The sequence below is a fragment of the Enterobacter oligotrophicus genome (assembly GCF_009176645.1).
GTDB lineage: Bacteria > Pseudomonadota > Gammaproteobacteria > Enterobacterales > Enterobacteriaceae > Enterobacter > Enterobacter oligotrophicus.
On sequence record NZ_AP019007.1, the window covers coordinates 2,147,114 to 2,162,210 of the forward strand.

The following is a 15,097-nucleotide window of genomic DNA, read 5'->3' on the forward strand; positions in this document are numbered from 1 at the left end:
TGATGGTTGTGTGAAGGGGGTGGGGGGTAAAAAAAGCCGGGTGGCGGCTACGCCTTACCCGGCCTACTCGATCCCGTAGGCCCGGTAAGCGTAAGCGCCACCGGGCGATACAGACGGCTTAGCCACCCAAGTACGCACTCCGCACCGCTTCGTTCGCCAGCAGCGCGTCGCCGGTATCGGAGAGCACCACGCGACCATTCTCCAGCACGTAGCCGCGATCGGCGAGCTTCAGCGCCTGGTTGGCGTTCTGCTCGACGAGGAAGATGGTCATCCCCTCTTTGCGCAACTGTTCGATGGTGTCGAAAATCTGCTGGATGATGATCGGTGCAAGACCGAGCGACGGTTCGTCCAGCAGCAGCAGGCGCGGCTGGCTCATCAGCGCGCGGCCAATCGCCAGCATCTGCTGTTCACCGCCGGACATGGTGCCCGCACGCTGAATACGCCGCTCCCACAGGCGCGGGAAGAGTTCATATACCCACTTGATGCGGGTCTGGAACTGATCGCGATCGGCAAAGAAACCGCCCATCGCCAGGTTCTCTTCCACCGTCATACGCGAGAACACGCGACGCCCTTCCGGGACAATCGCTACCGCCTCACGCATGATCCTGGCAGTCTGCCAGTCGGTGATGTCTTTGCCATCAAACACTATTCGCCCGCTGGTGGCGCGCGGGTCGCCGCACAGCGTGCCGAGCAGCGTGGTTTTCCCCGCGCCGTTGGCCCCAATCAGGGTGACGATTTCACCCTGATTGATATGCAGGCTGACGTCGTGCAGCGCCTGGATCTTGCCGTAATGGGCATTCACCTTGTCGAACGTTAACATCGCTTTTTCCATCTTATGCCTCACCAAGGTATGCGCGGATCACGTCCGGGTTGTTACGGATCTCTTCCGGTGTGCCGTTCGCCAGCGGCGTGCCCTGGTTTACCACGTAGATACGGTCAGAAATGCCCATCACCAGCTTCATGTCATGCTCAATCAGCAGGATGGTGGTGTCGTGATGATCGCGCAGCTCGGCAATCAGCTCGTCCAGCTCTTTGGTCTCTTTCGGGTTGAGGCCCGCCGCCGGTTCGTCGAGCATCAGGATTTCCGGCTGCGTCACCATGCAGCGCACAATCTCCAGACGACGCTGGTCGCCATAGGCCAGGTTGCTCGCCTGACGGTTGGCATGTTGCAGCAGGCCAATACGGTCGAGCCAGGTCGCCGCGCGGTCAAGCGCTTCCTCCTGCGCGCGGCGGAAGGCCGGGGTTTTGAGCAGGCCAGAAAAGACGCCGGTTTTAAGCTGCTGGTGTTGCGCCACCAGCAGGTTCTCAATCACCGTCATCTCGCGGAACAGACGCACGTGCTGGAAGGTACGCACCACGCCCATGCGGGCAATCTGCTGGCCCGGCAGCCCTTCCAGATGCTGGTCGCGCAGCATGATGGTGCCGCCCGTCGGCTTGTAAAAACCGGTCAGGCAGTTAAACACCGTGGTTTTCCCCGCACCGTTCGGGCCAATCAGGGAGACGATCTCTTTTTTGTGCAGATCCAGATTGACGTTATTGACCGCCAGCAGGCCACCAAAACGCATCATCAGGCCGTTAACAGATAATAAAGGCTTCATGCCTGCTCTCCTTTTGCTTGCCCGTTCTTCAGCTTCAGCTGTGGACGGGTCATCGGCAGCAGGCCCTGCGGACGCCAGATCATCATCAGCACCATCAAACCACCCAGCATCAGCATGCTGTACTCGTTAAAGTCGCGCATCAGCTCACGCGAGACCACCAGCAGGATAGCCGCGAGGATCACGGCGAACTGCGAGCCCATCCCGCCGAGCACCACAATCGCCAGCACAAAGGCCGATTCGGCAAAAGTGAACGATTCCGGGCTGACAAAGCCCTGACGCGCGGCGAACAGTGTCCCGGCGAAACCGGCAAACGCGGCGCTGATGGTGAACGCGGTCAGCTTGATGCGGGTCGGGTTCAGGCCCAGCGAGCGACAGGCGATCTCATCTTCACGCAGCGCTTCCCACGCGCGGCCCAGCGGCATGCGCAGCAGACGGTTAATCACAAACAGGGTAATGACCACCAGCAGCAGCACCACCAGGTAGAGCCAGATCACGCGGTCGGACGGGTCATACTTGATGCCAAAGAAGTTGCTGAAGGTGTCCCAGCCACCTTCACGGGCGGAACGGCTGAACTCCAGGCCGAAGAAGGTCGGTTTCGGGATCTGACTGATGCCGTTCGGGCCGCCGGTCACTTCAGTGTTGTTAAGCAGCAGGATACGGACAATTTCGCCGAAGCCTAAGGTCACAATCGCCAGGTAGTCACCGCGCAGGCGCAGCACCGGGAAGCCGAGCAGGAAGCCCGCGGCGGCAGAAACCAGCCCCGCCAGCGGCAGGCAGGTCCAGAAGCCGAGGCCGTAATAGTGGTTCAACAGCGCAAAGGTGTACGCGCCGATGGCGTAGAAACCGCCGTAGCCCAGTACCAGCAGGCCAGACAAGCCCACCACCACGTTCAGACCGAGACCGAGAATGACGTAAATCATGGTCAGGGTGGCGATATCTACCGTGCCGCGCGACACCATGAACGGCCACGCTACAGCCGCCACCAGCAGCGCCACGAGGAACAGCTTCTGCTTCACGGTAGAGCCGTCGATAGCAGGCAGCACGAATTTCGGCCCGGAGACGCCTTTCAGCGTCTTCTGGAACACCGGACGCAGAAGCTGGAACAGGAATACCACGGCGGTGCCGATAAACACCCACTGCCAGCGGATGTCGGCGGCGGTATCCACCACCAGCTTAGTGCCATCCAGTTCTAACTGGACGCCCATAAAGACGCCCGCCAGAACGAAGAACATGGCGGCAGAGAGCAGCGCCATTGCAAAATGCATCGGTTTCATACTTTCTCTACCTCCGGACGGCCCAGAATACCGGTAGGCATCACCAGCAGAACCAGAATCAGCAGGGCAAACGACACCACATCTTTATATTCCGTACTCAGGTACGCCGAGGAGAGCGCTTCGGCCACGCCCAGGATCAGGCCGCCGATCATCGCGCCCGGAATACTGCCGATACCGCCCAGTACCGCCGCGGTGAAGGCTTTCATCCCGGCCATAAAGCCGATGTACGGGTTGATCACGCCGTAGAACTGACCAAGCAGCACGCCCGCCACTGCCGCCATCGCTGCGCCGATCACGAAGGTGAGCGCAATCACGCGGTCGGTGTTGATACCGAGCAGGCTCGCCATTTTCAGGTCTTCCGCGCAGGCGCGGCAGGCGCGTCCCATGCGGGAGTAGCGAATGAAAATAGTCAGCGCCAGCATTGCCAGGAAGGTCACGATCCAGATAACCAGCTGCATGGTGGTGATAGAGGCAGAGAAGTTTTCGCTGGCCCCCACAATCCACTGGCCGTTAAACAGGCTTGGCAACGCCACGTCGCGCGAACCTTCGGTCAGGCTGACATAGTTTTGCAGGAAGATAGACATACCAATCGCGGAGATCAGCGCAATCAGGCGCTTGGAGCTGCGCACCGGCCGGTAGGCCACGCGCTCGATACTCCAGCCGTAGGCGCTGGCAATCACAATCGCGCCGACAAACCCGGCGGCGACCAGCAACCAGCTACTGTCGATGCCCATCATCATCAGGGCGGCAATGATCATAAAGGAGACGTAGCTACCGATCATGTACACCTCGCCGTGGGCGAAGTTGATCATGCCGATAATGCCGTAAACCATCGTGTAGCCGATGGCGATCAGCGCGTAGGTGCTTCCCAGCGTGACGCCGTTAAACATCTGCTGCAAGAAATAGAGAAACTGCTCGGACATAAGGAAACCTTTTTATACCCGCCCGGTAATCCGGGCGGCGGGATAATTATCTGGCGACCGAGGAAGACCCGTCGGCGTGCCACTTAAAGACACCAAATTCAAATCCCTTCAGATCGCCTTTCTCATCCCAGTTCAGCGGCCCAATCACGGTGTTCGCCCCGTGTGCTTTTAAATCTTTCACCAGATCCAGCGGCTCTTTGCTGCCGGTACGTTCCAGCGCGGTGGCCAGAGACTGTACCGCGGCGTAGGTGATCCAGACGTAAGGACCACTTGGATCTTTCTTCTGCGCCTTGAGCGCCTCTACGATAGCCTTGTTTGCCGGCTCCTGGTCATAGCGTTTTGGCATTGTTACCAGCATGCCTTCGGCAGAACCGCCCGCGATATTAGACAGGGAAGCATTGCCCACGCCCTCTGGCCCCATGAACTGGGTTTTAAGACCAGTCGCGCGCGCCTGACGCAGCATCTGGCCCATTTCCGGGTAGTAGCCACCGTAGTAAACGAAGTCGATATTCTCTTTTTGCAGACGGGCAATCAGCGCGGAGAAATCTTTCTCGCCTGCGGTAATGCCATCAAAGAAGACGATATTCGCGCCGCCTTTTTTCAGGCCGTCCTGAACCGAGCGCGCCAGACCTTCGCCGTACTGCTGCTTGTCATGAATAATGGCGATGCGCTGCGGCTTGACGGCCTCAAGGATGTATTTTGCGGCCGTTGGCCCCTGAGAGGAGTCCAGACCAGCGGTACGCATGATGTGCTGATAGCCGCGCTGGGTCAGTTCCGGGTTGGTTGCGCCAGGGGTGATCATCAGAATGCCTTCGTCTTCGTAGATATCAGACGCGGGCTGCGTGGAGGATGAACACAAATGGCCGATGACGTACTGGATGCCATCGTTCACGATTTTGTTGGCAACCGCGACGGCCTGTTTAGGATCGCAGGCGTCGTCATACTCTACGCCGACCAGTTTGTCGCCCTTAATACCGCCTTTGGCATTGATATCTTTGATGGCCTGACGCGCGCCGTTGAACTCCATGTCGCCCCACTGGGCAACCGGACCGGACATGGCACCGACAACGGCAACTTTAATATCGTCCGCCATGGCTGCCTGCGAAATCGACAGTGCAACCATTCCCGCGATTAATGCTTTCGCGTTCCTTTTCATCTCTGAATCCCCATTCGTGACGTGATGTTTATATTTTGTTTTATTATGGTTAAAAAGCATTCTGTACTTTTATTGAACAACGCTATTTTTACCAGTGCCTTTAATGGTTTAGCGCAGTTTTTTGTCAAAAACCAGACTAAAATCTCTATTTTTCAGGCGATTAAGCAAAGATAATATTCTGAAATCAGGCAGAGATAAACAAATAAAAGCACAGTTGGCAGCATAAAATAACGGTACAATGCGCCGAATAAATCACTACCATTTAGGTTAAAATTCTGCTTATTTTTCGATCCATGTATTTTCGAACTACACATGGCGTTACCAAAAAACTAATCACCTGGTATATGGATATAAAAAGAGGAAGCCGCTGGCGGAATAAATTGAGTACACTGCCCTTACTCTTTTTGATTTGGACAAGCAGCTAATGAAACTGACTATCGTTCGTCTGGTGACCTTTAGCGACCAGGATCATATCGACCTGGGCAAAATCTGGCCGGAATACTCCCCTTCATCACTGAGCGTTGACGAGAATCACCGCATTTATGCCGCACGCTTTAACGAGCGTTTACTGGCCGCCGTTCGCGTGACGCTGAGCGGCACGCAGGGCGCGCTGGATTCACTGCGCGTGCGTGACGTTACCCGTCGCCGTGGCGTGGGGCAGTATTTGATTGAAGAAGTGATCCGCGAAAACCCGAGCGTCACCTCCTGGTGGATGGCCGACGTGGGCGTGGAAGACCGCGGCGTGATGGCAGCATTTATGCAGGCGTTAGGGTTTACGGCGCAGGCGAACGGGTGGGAGAAGCGTCAGAGTTGATGTGTGCGGCCTGTTGCCCTCACCCCAGCCCTCTCCCACGGGGAGAGGGAGAAAACATTAAAAAAGGCAACTTACGTTGCCTTTTTGCTTTTATTTGGCGTCTGTAGCAGTCCCGTTCGCATGCCAGTCAAACACACCAAACTCGAAGCCTTTCAGATCGCCCTTCTCATCCCAGGACAGCGGCCCCATAGCGGTGTCGACGGAGTTCGCTTTCAGCCAGGTGGCAATCTCAGCCGGATCGGCTGACTGGTTCAGGCCCGCCTGCAGAGACTGCAGCGCAGCGTAGGTGGTCCACACGAACGCACCGCTTGGGTCCTGCTTCTTCGCCTTGATGGCATCTACGATCGGTTTGTTCGCAGGCACCTGGTCGTAATTCTTCGGCTTGGTCACCAGCAGGCCTTCAGCAGATTCACCTGCGATGTTAGACAGGGAGACGTTCGCCACACCTTCTGGCCCCATGAACTGGGTTTTCAGGCCGGCCGCACGTGCCTGACGCAGGATCTGGCCCATTTCCGGGTGATAGCCACCGTAGTAAACGAAATCGATATTCTCTTTCTTCAGACGCGCCACCAGGGTGGAGAAGTCTTTCTCACCGGCGGTGATACCATCGAAGAACACCACGTTAGCGTTGCCTTTCTTCAGGTTATCCTGCACCGCACGCGCCAGACCTTCACCGTACTGCTGTTTGTCATGAACGATCGCAATACGCTGCGGTTTCACTTTATCCAGAATGTATTTCGCGGCAGTCGGGCCCTGATCGGAGTCCAGACCCGTGGTACGCAGGATCAGCTTATAACCGCGCGCGGTCAGTTCCGGTGCAGTCGCAGCAGGCGTGATCATCAGAATGCCTTCGTCTTCATAGATGTCAGACGCAGGCTGCGTGGAGGAGGAGCACAGGTGACCGATAACGTATTTGATCCCGTCGTTCACCACTTTGTTCGCCACCGCGACCGCTTGTTTCGGGTCACAGGCATCATCATATTTTACGATCTGCAGTTTTTCGCCTTTGATACCGCCCTTAGCATTAATGTCTGCAACCGCCTGTTCCGCGCCCGTAAACTCCTGATCGCCGTACTGCGCTACCGGACCGGACATCGCCCCAACAACAGCCACTTTGATATCTGCCTGAGCCATGGTGCTGAATGCCAGCGCGATACATCCTGCCAGTAACGCTTTACCCTTCATGTTCATCCTGAGATTCCCCATTATTATGGTTATTACGATTGTTGTGATGTTGTTGTGTAGCGCTTTATTTCGTTTATAGGTGTGCCACTCGCGCTTTTTCAGCACACTCTGCTAAAACATACCCCATTTTTATGATTTTGGAATAGCTAATTTGAAATGTATATATGCTAAGCCCGACAGAGATTTCCGTCGGGCTTCTGGCTTTAACGAGTCAGCGCCGCAGAGATAATATCCAGTGCCTTGCGGAACTGAACCTCAGGGATGGTGAGCGGATACAGGAAGCGGATGACGTTGCCATAGACGCCGCAGCTCAGCAGCAACAGCCCTTCCTGCAATGCACGCGCTTGTACTTCACGGGTGAACTCCGGTGACGGCTGGCCGGTTTGCGGATCGTTAAACTCCACCGCGACCATTGAGCCTTGCGCACGAATATCCGCGATATACGGGCAACCGTCTTTCGCTTTGTTGAGGACTTCCACCAGGTGGTGACCGAGATGCGCCGCACGCGTGCAGAGGTCCTCTTCGTCAATCACGTCCAGCACCGCATGAGCTGCCGCAATCGCCAGCGGATTGCCCGCATAGGTTCCACCCAGCCCGCCGGGCGCGGGCGCATCCATCACCTCTGCGCGGCCAGAGACCGCAGAGAGCGGCATCCCACCTGCCAGGCTTTTCGCCATGGTGATCAGGTCCGGCTTCACGCAGTGGTTTTCCATCGAGAAGAGTTTGCCGGTACGCGCGAAGCCAGTTTGTACTTCGTCGGCGATCAGCAAAATTCCGTGGGTATCGCACAGGGCCCGTAACGCCTGCATAAAATCAGCGGGGGCGACGTTGAACCCACCCTCACCCTGCACCGGCTCAAGAATGATGGCCGCTACCTGATCCGGCGCGATATCCGCCTTGAAGATACGCTCCAGGCTTTTTAACGCCTCTGCTGTGCTGACGCCGTGCAGTTCATTCGGATAGTGCGCGTGATACACCGAGCCGGGGAACGGCCCGAAGCCGAGCTTGTACGGCGCGACTTTGCCCGTCAGCGCCATGGTCATAAAAGTGCGCCCGTGGAAGGCACCGCCGAAGGTGATAAGACCGGGGCGTTTGGTATATGCGCGGGCAATTTTAACCGCGTTCTCAACCGCCTCTGCGCCGGTGGAGAAGAACGCCGTTTTCGCCGGGCCGTCAATCGGGACGCGGGCGTTAATGCGCTCAGCGAGCGACACATAGCCTTCGTACGGCACAATCTGGTACGCCGTATGGGTAAACGCATGGAGCTGTTTTTCGATGGCAGAGATAACTTTTGGATGGCGATGGCCGGTATTCAGCACGGCGATCCCGGCGGCGAAGTCGATGTACTCGTTGCCTTCCACGTCCCACACCGTGGCGTTTTCGGCTTTATCGGCATAGAAGTTACACATCACGCCGATGCCACGCGGCGTCGCCTGTAAACGCCGGTCGTTCAGTTCGTTATTTTTCACCCTGTCCCCCTGAGAAAGTCGCCTGCTTAGCGCATCAGTAAGTGTTTGCCAGGGGGGAGAAATTCGCCAGAGCGGGCGCTAAAAAAACAAAACCCCCGAATTTGCATTCGAGGGTTCTCGGTGTACTTCGCGGAAATTACGCTTCGATAGCGGCGCGAAGTTTTTTCATGGCGTTCTTTTCAAGCTGACGCACACGTTCAGCGGAGACGCCGTAGCGGTCGGCCAGCTCCTGCAGCGTGGACTTGTTGTCTTCGTCCAGCCAGCGGGCGCGGATGATGTCCTGACTACGCTCGTCGAGGCCTTCCATCGCATGGGTCAGCTTGTTCGCCGCCTGGTCTTCCCAGTTGTCCTCTTCGATGCCGTCAGCAAAGTTAGAGGTTTTATCCTGCAGATACAGAACCGGTGCCATCGGCTGGCTGTCGGACGCGTCGTCGTCGGAGGACATATCAAATGTCATGTCCTGCGCGGCCATACGGGATTCCATCTCGCGGACGTCTTTGCTGGATACACCCAGCTCGCGCGCCACCATTTCCACTTCATCCTGATTGAACCAGCCCAGACGCTGCTTGGTTTTACGCAGGTTGAAGAACAGTTTGCGTTGCGCTTTTGTCGTGGCGACCTTCACGATACGCCAGTTACGCAGCACGTATTCGTGAATTTCAGCTTTGATCCAGTGCACGGCGAAGGAGACCAGTCGCACACCCACTTCCGGGTTAAAGCGACGTACAGCCTTCATCAGACCAATGTTACCTTCCTGAATCAAGTCCGCCTGCGGCAGGCCATAGCCCGCATAATTACGAGCAATGTGAACAACAAAGCGCAGGTGAGACAGGATCAGCTTCTTCGCTGCTTCCAGATCGCCCTGGTAATGCAGCTTTTCAGCAAGCTCCTTTTCTTCCTCGGCCGTTAACATCGGCCAGGTGTTCGCAGCCCGGATGTAAGATTCCAGGTTACCAACAGGGGCTAAAGCTAAAGTTTGCATTTCTTTGGTCATTCATTCCTCTCAATGTTTCTTCTGGTCCAGGTTGTCCCCGTCAGGCAACAACCATGCCAAAGCGTTTGAGCAACGAGATTAGCACTCACTCTTTTATCAGACAGTGATTTTATCCACAAGTTCCAGGTGCAACGGTGAATAAATTACGCACAAAATGTGACATGGAAATGATAATGCGGGGAAGAGGCAACAGGGACTCTTTCCCTGCAGAGCGAACATCTCGGTGCAGGGAAAGATTATACCACGCTTTTATTAGTCGGGAGTAAAGTGACGTAAATGTTGCACAGTTGCCAGCCATGCGGCTATCCAGCCAATCATGGAGCAGACCAGCAGCAACAACAGGCACTCATCGAACCCTAAGCCACTGATATCAAACTTCGTTCCGAAAACCTGCGCCACTTCGGTGACGGCAGACGAAAGCCGCATCACCAAAATTTCTGACAAAATCAATGAAAGAAATGCACCCGAAAAACCTAATAACGCACCACCGTAGAGGAACGGGCGGAGGATGAAACCATCCGTCGCACCAATCAGTTTCTGCACGTTGATGGTGTCGCGACGGGCGAAGATGCTCAGGCGCACGCTGTTACCGATGACGAGGAACACCGCCGCTACCATCAGTACGCCAATCATTGCCGCCACACGGCCCACCAGCCCGGTCAGGGCAGAGAGGCGCGCAAACCAGCTGTCGTCCATGCGCACTTCATCAATCCCGTTGATGCGGGTGATACGGTCGCGCAGGGTATTAAGCGAGTCGGTGCCCTGGAAATCGAGCTTCGGGATCACTACCGCCACGGCAGGCAACGGGTTCTCTTCGAGCATATCCAGCGCACCGCCAAAGCCGGACCAGTTGCGGAACTCACCCAGCGCTTCATCGCGCGAAAGATAGTTAACCTTCTCCACACCCTGTTCGGCCTGGATTTGCCCGACCACCTGCGCCGCCGCGTTATCGTCGAGCGCCTTGTCCAGATAAACGGTGATCTGCGGCGACGGGTAATACTGCGATGCCGCCTGATTCACGTTCTTGTAAACCATGTAGCAGACACTCGGCAGCGTCAGGGAGATGGCGATAACCATCACCGTCAGGAACGTCGCCAGCGGTTTGCTTTTCAAATCCTGCAGCGCGCCGTGGAAAGCGTAGCGCACCTGCTCGTTGAAGACGTTGGTCTTGCGGGAATTTGGCTTCGGCGCGGCTTTCGCACGCTTCGGCGCATTGCGATTGCTGTCACCGCCGCCCTGCGGCTTGCGGAAACGGTCAAACCGGTTGCTGAACTGCCGAATCTGGTTTATTGCATCACGCTTATTCACCGTGGCCTCCGTGCAAATGACCGTCGCTCAGGGTCAGCATGCGGTACGAACGACGGGAGATCAGCCCGATGTCGTGCGTCGCCATTAATACCGTGACCCCCACGCGGTTAAATTCCTCAAACAGACGCAAAATCCCTTCGGACAAGGCGTCGTCCAGGTTACCGGTCGGTTCATCCGCCAGCAACACGGCAGGCTTGTTCACCACCGCACGGGCAATGCCCACACGCTGCTGTTCACCGCCGGAAAGCTGGATTGGGAAGTTCTTCGCTTTGTCCAGCAGCCCGACCTTATCCAGCGCCGCAGAGACGCGACGGCGGATGTCATCATAGCTGGCACCGGCAATAATCAGCGGGATAGCGACGTTATCAAAAACGGTGCGATCCATCAGCAGGTGGTGATCCTGGAAAATCATGCCAATCTGACGACGCAGGAACGGCACTTCACGGTTTTTCAGGCGGCTGATGTCGTGGCCGCTGAAAAAGATTTTCCCGGCGCTGGGCCGTTCGATCCCACAGATCAGCTTGAGCAGGGTACTTTTCCCCGCGCCGGAATGGCCGGTCAGGAATGCCATCTCGCCTGGCTGCAGGTGGAATGTCACCCCCTGCAGCGCTTGTCTCCCACCGAGATAGGCCTTGCTGACGTGTTCAAAGCGAATCATTGTTAGTCCTCTCGGGCAAATAATGCCTCAATAAAGTCGTCCGCCTTAAACGGACGCAAATCCTCAATACGCTCGCCCACACCGATGTAACGGATAGGAATGCCGAACTGATCGGCCACGGAGAAGATCACCCCACCTTTGGCGGTGCCGTCCAGCTTGGTCAGCGTGATCCCCGTCAATCCTACCGCTTCATGGAACAGCTTCGCCTGGCTAACAGCGTTCTGTCCGGTGCTGGCATCAATAGTCAGCATAATTTCATGCGGTGCGTCTTCGTCCAGCTTCTTCATGACGCGGACGATTTTCTTCAACTCTTCCATCAGGTGCGCTTTGTTCTGCAAACGCCCTGCGGTATCGGCAATCAGCACGTCCACATTGCGCGACTTCGCCGCCTGGATGGCATCGAAGATCACAGATGCGGAATCCGCACCGGTATGCTGGGCAATCACCGGGATGTTGTTGCGCTGGCCCCAGACCTGCAGTTGCTCAACCGCCGCCGCACGGAAGGTATCGCCCGCCGCCAGCATCACCGATTTACCCTGCTGCTCGAACTGACGCGCCAGCTTGCCGATGGTGGTGGTTTTCCCCACACCGTTGACGCCAACCATCAGAATAACAAAAGGCGTTTTGCCTTCAATATTAAGTGGTTCGTCAACTTTTGCGAGAATTTCACCCATCTCGTCTTTCAGCAGGCCGTACAGCGCTTCGGCATCGCGCAGCTGTTTGCGGCTCGCCCCTTCGGTCAGGTTGGCGATAATCTTACGGGTGGTTTCGACACCCACGTCCGCAATCAGCAGTTGCTCTTCCAGCTCTTCAAACAGATCGTCGTCGATCTTTTTGCCGCGGAAAAGACTGATAAATCCGGAACCTAAGTTTTCTTTGGTTTTCAGCAGGCTACGTTTCAGGCGAGCGAAGAAACCTTCTTTGGTCGGTTTTTCCTGTTCCTGAACGATTTCCGCTTCGGCCTGTTCTTCCACCGGCACGACGATAACCGCTTCTTCCGCGGCTTCTGCCGCCAGCGCCTGGGCTTCCAGCTCTTCGTCGGTCAGCTCTGGCTCCAGGGCCGCTTCTTCTTCTACCGCCTCAACGATTTCAACGGTTTCCGCTTCGGCCTGCCACTCTTCGGCAGAAATTGCTTCGGCTTTCACCTCTTCCGGCAGCGGCAGCTCTTCGTGTTCGATAACGGCCTGCGGCGCTTCGGTAACGGCTTCGATGACGACCGGTTCTGGCTTCTCACTCTCCTGAACCTGTTCAGTGACCTCAACCACCTCTTGTGCAAAGGATTCAATCTCTTCTTTGCTGTGGGCAGGCTCTTCCGCTTCGACAACCGCAGCGGTCTCTACAGGCGTTTCAGGCTGTGACTGCTCTTCTACAACCTGTTGTTCTTCGGTTTTCTGTTCTGTTTCTTGCTCTTTTTCACCGAAACCCAGCCAGGAAAAGAAGCCACGTTTTTTTTGTTTTGCCATCTGCGACTACACTCCTCGCGGCGCTATATACATGGAAGCTAAAAAAATGATGAAATAGTCTAACACTTTACTTAATTGACATCACCGCCCGCAATCGCAGGCCAATTGTTAACAGAGCTTTCCTGAGATGAAGAAACCCACCCGCGCCCCGGCCGGTCAAATTCGAATTATTGGCGGTCAGTGGCGAGGCCGGAAATTACCGGTGCCGGACAGCCCCGGTTTACGCCCCACCACCGACCGCGTGCGCGAGACGCTGTTTAACTGGCTGGCCCCGTCAATGGTAGACGCCCATTGCCTGGACTGCTTCGCCGGAAGCGGCGCATTAGGGCTGGAAGCGCTGTCGCGCTATGCCGCCAGCGCCACACTTCTGGAGATGGAGCGCGGCGTTGCGCAGACGCTGCAGCAAAATCTGGCGACGCTGAAAGCCACCAACGCAAAAGTGGTGAACACCAATACGCTGAGTTTTCTCGCGCAAAAGGGCACGCCGCACAACGTGGTCTTTGTCGACCCGCCGTTCCGCAAGGGGCTGCTGGAAGAGACGTTATCCCTGCTGGAGCAAAATGGCTGGCTGGCGGATGACGCGCTTATTTATGTAGAGAGTGAAGTGGAAAACGGTTTACCGCCGGTGCCCGTGCACTGGGATTTGCACCGCGAAAAAGTGGCAGGCCAGGTCGCTTATCGTCTGTATCACCGTCAGGCACAAGGAGGCTCCGATGCCGGTACTGATTAACCTGGGACGTTTACTGATGCTGGGCGTCTGGGCGTTTTTGATTTTGAATCTGGTGCACCCGTTCCCGCGCCCGATGAACATTTTCGTTAACGTCGCGCTGATTTTCACCTCATTCATGCATGCCCTGCAGATGGTGATGCTGAAAAACGGCCTGCCGAAAGATGGCCCACAGATGACCGGCTGGCAGCAGCTACGGGTGTTTATTTTCGGCGTGTTTGAACTGCTGGTGTGGATGAAAAAGTTTAAGGCGCAGGTGAAGAAGTAACACCCTCACCCTAACCCTCTCCCAGAGGGAGAGGGGACGATTACACCCTCTCCCTCTGGGAGAGGGCCGGGGTGAGGGAAAATTACTGCTCCGATTCAAACCCTTCAAACCGCGATCCTTTATAGCTCAGCGTCCCTTTCTCTCCCACCGTCAGTTGATGGTACTGCTGCGCGTCCAGACGAAAAGTCATCTCCAGCCCGCCGGTTTCCGGCTTAAAGCTCGCGTCATAGCGCATCGTGGTTCCCGCAGGCGTCACCTGCTGCTGGCGGGAACGGCGGTCATTGAGCGCTTTCTCGCGTTTGTTCGTCACCACCACGCGCTTTTGCAGCAGCGGCGCGGCGTCATTGTCCGCTTTCTCGCGGCGCTGTTGCACGAAACGGAACGAGGCGGCAATGACGATGATCGCCACCACGATAATGAAAAACAGCGGCATCTTGCTCATTTAAAAATCCCATCAGATTATGCGGAAATCAGGATACCTTGCCTGCCCCGGCATTGCCAAACGCCCGCCCGCGTCACTACACTGGATCAGAAACTGATTTTCAGCCTTAACAGATACAGGGAGTTAATATGCTTTGGTCATTTATCGCCGTCTGTTTGTCCGCATGGCTTTTTGTCGATGCGTCGTACCGCGGCCCTGCCTGGCAGCGCTGGTTGTTTAAACCCGTCACGTTGCTGCTCCTGCTGTTGCTGGCCTGGCAGGCACCGATGTTTAACGCCATCAGCTATCTGGTGCTTGCAGGGCTGTGCGCGTCGTTGATTGGTGATGCCTTAACTCTGCTGCCGCGCCAGCGTCTGCTGTATGCCGTGGGCGCGTTCTTCCTGTCGCATCTGCTTTATACCATCTACTTTGCCAGCCAGATGACGCTCTCTTTCTTCTGGCCACTGCCGCTGGTGTTGCTGGTGATTGGCGCGCTGCTGATCGCGGTGATCTGGACGCGTCTGGAAGAGATGCGTCTGCCGGTCTGTACGTTTATCGCCATGACGCTGGTGATGGTGTGGCTGGCGGGCGAGCTGTGGTTCTTCCGTCCAACGTCGCAGGCGATGTCCGCCTTCTTCGGTGCAGCGCTGTTGTTACTCGGTAATATCGTCTGGCTGGGCAGCCATTATCGCCGCCGCTTCCGCGCGGATAACGCGATTTCCGCCGCCTGTTACTTTGCCGGACACTTCCTGATTGTGCGTTCGCTGTATATCTAAATAACGCTTGACTCTGGAGTCGACTCCAGAGTGTATGCTGCGGTTAATGAGAAAATTATCATT

16 protein-coding genes are annotated in these 15,097 nt (G+C 56.3%); 4 read left to right on the forward strand and 12 right to left on the reverse strand.

From position 1 onward, the window contains the following. Positions 1 to 118: 118 nt before the first annotated feature. Genes livF through livK form a run of 5 tightly spaced genes read right to left on the reverse strand, consistent with a single transcriptional unit; the run spans position 119 to position 4,951 of the window. Positions 119 to 832, reverse strand: a complete 714-nt coding sequence (livF, locus tag EoCCA6_RS10375; protein ID WP_152082581.1) for a high-affinity branched-chain amino acid ABC transporter ATP-binding protein LivF — start codon at positions 830 to 832, stop codon at positions 119 to 121. Position 833: 1 nt separating this feature from the next. Beyond that, a complete protein-coding gene (livG, locus tag EoCCA6_RS10380) occupies positions 834 to 1,598 on the reverse strand; it encodes a high-affinity branched-chain amino acid ABC transporter ATP-binding protein LivG (RefSeq protein ID WP_152082582.1) in 765 nt (254 codons plus the stop codon). After that, positions 1,595 to 2,872 (reverse strand): branched chain amino acid ABC transporter permease LivM, encoded by a 1,278-nt coding sequence (livM, locus tag EoCCA6_RS10385; RefSeq protein ID WP_152082583.1) that lies wholly within the window; start codon positions 2,870 to 2,872, stop codon positions 1,595 to 1,597. The genes livG and livM overlap by 4 nt, the downstream gene beginning before the upstream one ends. Next, positions 2,869 to 3,795, reverse strand: a complete 927-nt coding sequence (gene livH / locus EoCCA6_RS10390; protein ID WP_040078237.1) for a high-affinity branched-chain amino acid ABC transporter permease LivH — start codon at positions 3,793 to 3,795, stop codon at positions 2,869 to 2,871. The genes livM and livH overlap by 4 nt, the downstream gene beginning before the upstream one ends. 46 nt (positions 3,796 to 3,841) lie before the next feature. Continuing rightward, on the reverse strand, positions 3,842 to 4,951 hold the full coding sequence (gene livK, locus EoCCA6_RS10395; RefSeq protein ID WP_152082584.1) for a high-affinity branched-chain amino acid ABC transporter substrate-binding protein LivK: 1,110 nt from the start codon (positions 4,949 to 4,951) through the stop codon (positions 3,842 to 3,844). Between the two features lie 424 nt (positions 4,952 to 5,375). Here livK and panM point away from each other — a divergent pair, with 424 nt between their 5' ends. Further along, positions 5,376 to 5,765: an aspartate 1-decarboxylase autocleavage activator PanM gene (gene panM, locus EoCCA6_RS10405; RefSeq protein WP_152082585.1), complete on the forward strand. Its 390-nt coding sequence runs from the start codon at positions 5,376 to 5,378 to the stop codon at positions 5,763 to 5,765. A gap of 90 nt (positions 5,766 to 5,855) precedes the next feature. Here panM and livJ read toward each other — a convergent pair whose 3' ends face one another. The 6 genes from livJ to ftsY form a co-directional block, all read right to left on the reverse strand. Then, positions 5,856 to 6,956, reverse strand: coding sequence for a branched chain amino acid ABC transporter substrate-binding protein LivJ (livJ, locus tag EoCCA6_RS10410; protein ID WP_152082586.1), 1,101 nt, complete (start codon positions 6,954 to 6,956; stop codon positions 5,856 to 5,858). Positions 6,957 to 7,153: 197 nt separating this feature from the next. Then, a complete protein-coding gene (locus EoCCA6_RS10415) occupies positions 7,154 to 8,419 on the reverse strand; it encodes a 4-aminobutyrate--2-oxoglutarate transaminase (protein ID WP_152082587.1) in 1,266 nt (421 codons plus the stop codon). 136 nt (positions 8,420 to 8,555) lie between these two features. Next, positions 8,556 to 9,413, reverse strand: a complete 858-nt coding sequence (rpoH, locus tag EoCCA6_RS10420) for an RNA polymerase sigma factor RpoH (protein WP_028015143.1) — start codon at positions 9,411 to 9,413, stop codon at positions 8,556 to 8,558. Positions 9,414 to 9,665: 252 nt separating this feature from the next. Then, positions 9,666 to 10,721, reverse strand: a complete 1,056-nt coding sequence (ftsX, locus tag EoCCA6_RS10425; protein WP_152082588.1) for a permease-like cell division protein FtsX — start codon at positions 10,719 to 10,721, stop codon at positions 9,666 to 9,668. Continuing rightward, positions 10,714 to 11,379, reverse strand: coding sequence for a cell division ATP-binding protein FtsE (gene ftsE / locus EoCCA6_RS10430; RefSeq protein WP_006177946.1), 666 nt, complete (start codon positions 11,377 to 11,379; stop codon positions 10,714 to 10,716). Before ftsE ends, ftsX begins: the two co-directional genes overlap by 8 nt. 2 nt (positions 11,380 to 11,381) lie before the next feature. Further along, positions 11,382 to 12,842: a signal recognition particle-docking protein FtsY gene (gene ftsY, locus EoCCA6_RS10435; RefSeq protein ID WP_152082589.1), complete on the reverse strand. Its 1,461-nt coding sequence runs from the start codon at positions 12,840 to 12,842 to the stop codon at positions 11,382 to 11,384. Positions 12,843 to 12,969: 127 nt separating this feature from the next. On the opposite strand from ftsY, the gene rsmD reads away from it, so the two are divergent. Together rsmD and EoCCA6_RS10445 are read left to right on the forward strand one after the other, a co-directional pair. Then, positions 12,970 to 13,572, forward strand: a complete 603-nt coding sequence (gene rsmD, locus EoCCA6_RS10440) for a 16S rRNA (guanine(966)-N(2))-methyltransferase (RefSeq protein WP_152082590.1) — start codon at positions 12,970 to 12,972, stop codon at positions 13,570 to 13,572. Then, positions 13,556 to 13,837 carry a DUF1145 family protein gene (locus tag EoCCA6_RS10445; protein WP_010436509.1) on the forward strand — a complete coding sequence of 94 codons (282 nt, stop codon included), beginning with the start codon at positions 13,556 to 13,558 and terminating at the stop codon, positions 13,835 to 13,837. Before rsmD ends, EoCCA6_RS10445 begins: the two co-directional genes overlap by 17 nt. A gap of 82 nt (positions 13,838 to 13,919) precedes the next feature. On the opposite strand, the gene EoCCA6_RS10450 is transcribed toward EoCCA6_RS10445, so the two are convergent. After that, a complete protein-coding gene (locus EoCCA6_RS10450) occupies positions 13,920 to 14,279 on the reverse strand; it encodes a DUF2500 domain-containing protein (RefSeq protein WP_152082591.1) in 360 nt (119 codons plus the stop codon). A 128-nt stretch (positions 14,280 to 14,407) separates the two neighbouring features. On the opposite strand from EoCCA6_RS10450, the gene EoCCA6_RS10455 reads away from it, so the two are divergent. Beyond that, complete coding sequence (locus EoCCA6_RS10455) at positions 14,408 to 15,034, forward strand: lysoplasmalogenase (RefSeq protein ID WP_152082592.1); 627 nt, start codon at positions 14,408 to 14,410, stop codon at positions 15,032 to 15,034. Positions 15,035 to 15,097: the final 63 nt, after the last annotated feature.

Coding starts and splice junctions, on each gene's coding strand:
- ftsE (WP_006177946.1), bottom strand. CDS start 11,379: ATGATTCGCTTTGAACACGTCAGCAAGGCCTATCTCGGTGGGAGACAA.
- livH (WP_040078237.1), bottom strand. CDS start 3,795: ATGTCCGAGCAGTTTCTCTATTTCTTGCAGCAGATGTTTAACGGCGTC.
- panM (WP_152082585.1), top strand. CDS start 5,376: ATGAAACTGACTATCGTTCGTCTGGTGACCTTTAGCGACCAGGATCAT.
- rpoH (WP_028015143.1), bottom strand. CDS start 9,413: ATGACCAAAGAAATGCAAACTTTAGCTTTAGCCCCTGTTGGTAACCTG.
- EoCCA6_RS10455 (WP_152082592.1), top strand. CDS start 14,408: ATGCTTTGGTCATTTATCGCCGTCTGTTTGTCCGCATGGCTTTTTGTC.
- livM (WP_152082583.1), bottom strand. CDS start 2,872: ATGAAACCGATGCATTTTGCAATGGCGCTGCTCTCTGCCGCCATGTTC.
- ftsY (WP_152082589.1), bottom strand. CDS start 12,842: ATGGCAAAACAAAAAAAACGTGGCTTCTTTTCCTGGCTGGGTTTCGGT.
- EoCCA6_RS10445 (WP_010436509.1), top strand. CDS start 13,556: ATGCCGGTACTGATTAACCTGGGACGTTTACTGATGCTGGGCGTCTGG.
- livK (WP_152082584.1), bottom strand. CDS start 4,951: ATGAAAAGGAACGCGAAAGCATTAATCGCGGGAATGGTTGCACTGTCG.
- EoCCA6_RS10450 (WP_152082591.1), bottom strand. CDS start 14,279: ATGAGCAAGATGCCGCTGTTTTTCATTATCGTGGTGGCGATCATCGTC.
- livJ (WP_152082586.1), bottom strand. CDS start 6,956: ATGAACATGAAGGGTAAAGCGTTACTGGCAGGATGTATCGCGCTGGCA.
- livG (WP_152082582.1), bottom strand. CDS start 1,598: ATGAAGCCTTTATTATCTGTTAACGGCCTGATGATGCGTTTTGGTGGC.
- livF (WP_152082581.1), bottom strand. CDS start 832: ATGGAAAAAGCGATGTTAACGTTCGACAAGGTGAATGCCCATTACGGC.
- rsmD (WP_152082590.1), top strand. CDS start 12,970: ATGAAGAAACCCACCCGCGCCCCGGCCGGTCAAATTCGAATTATTGGC.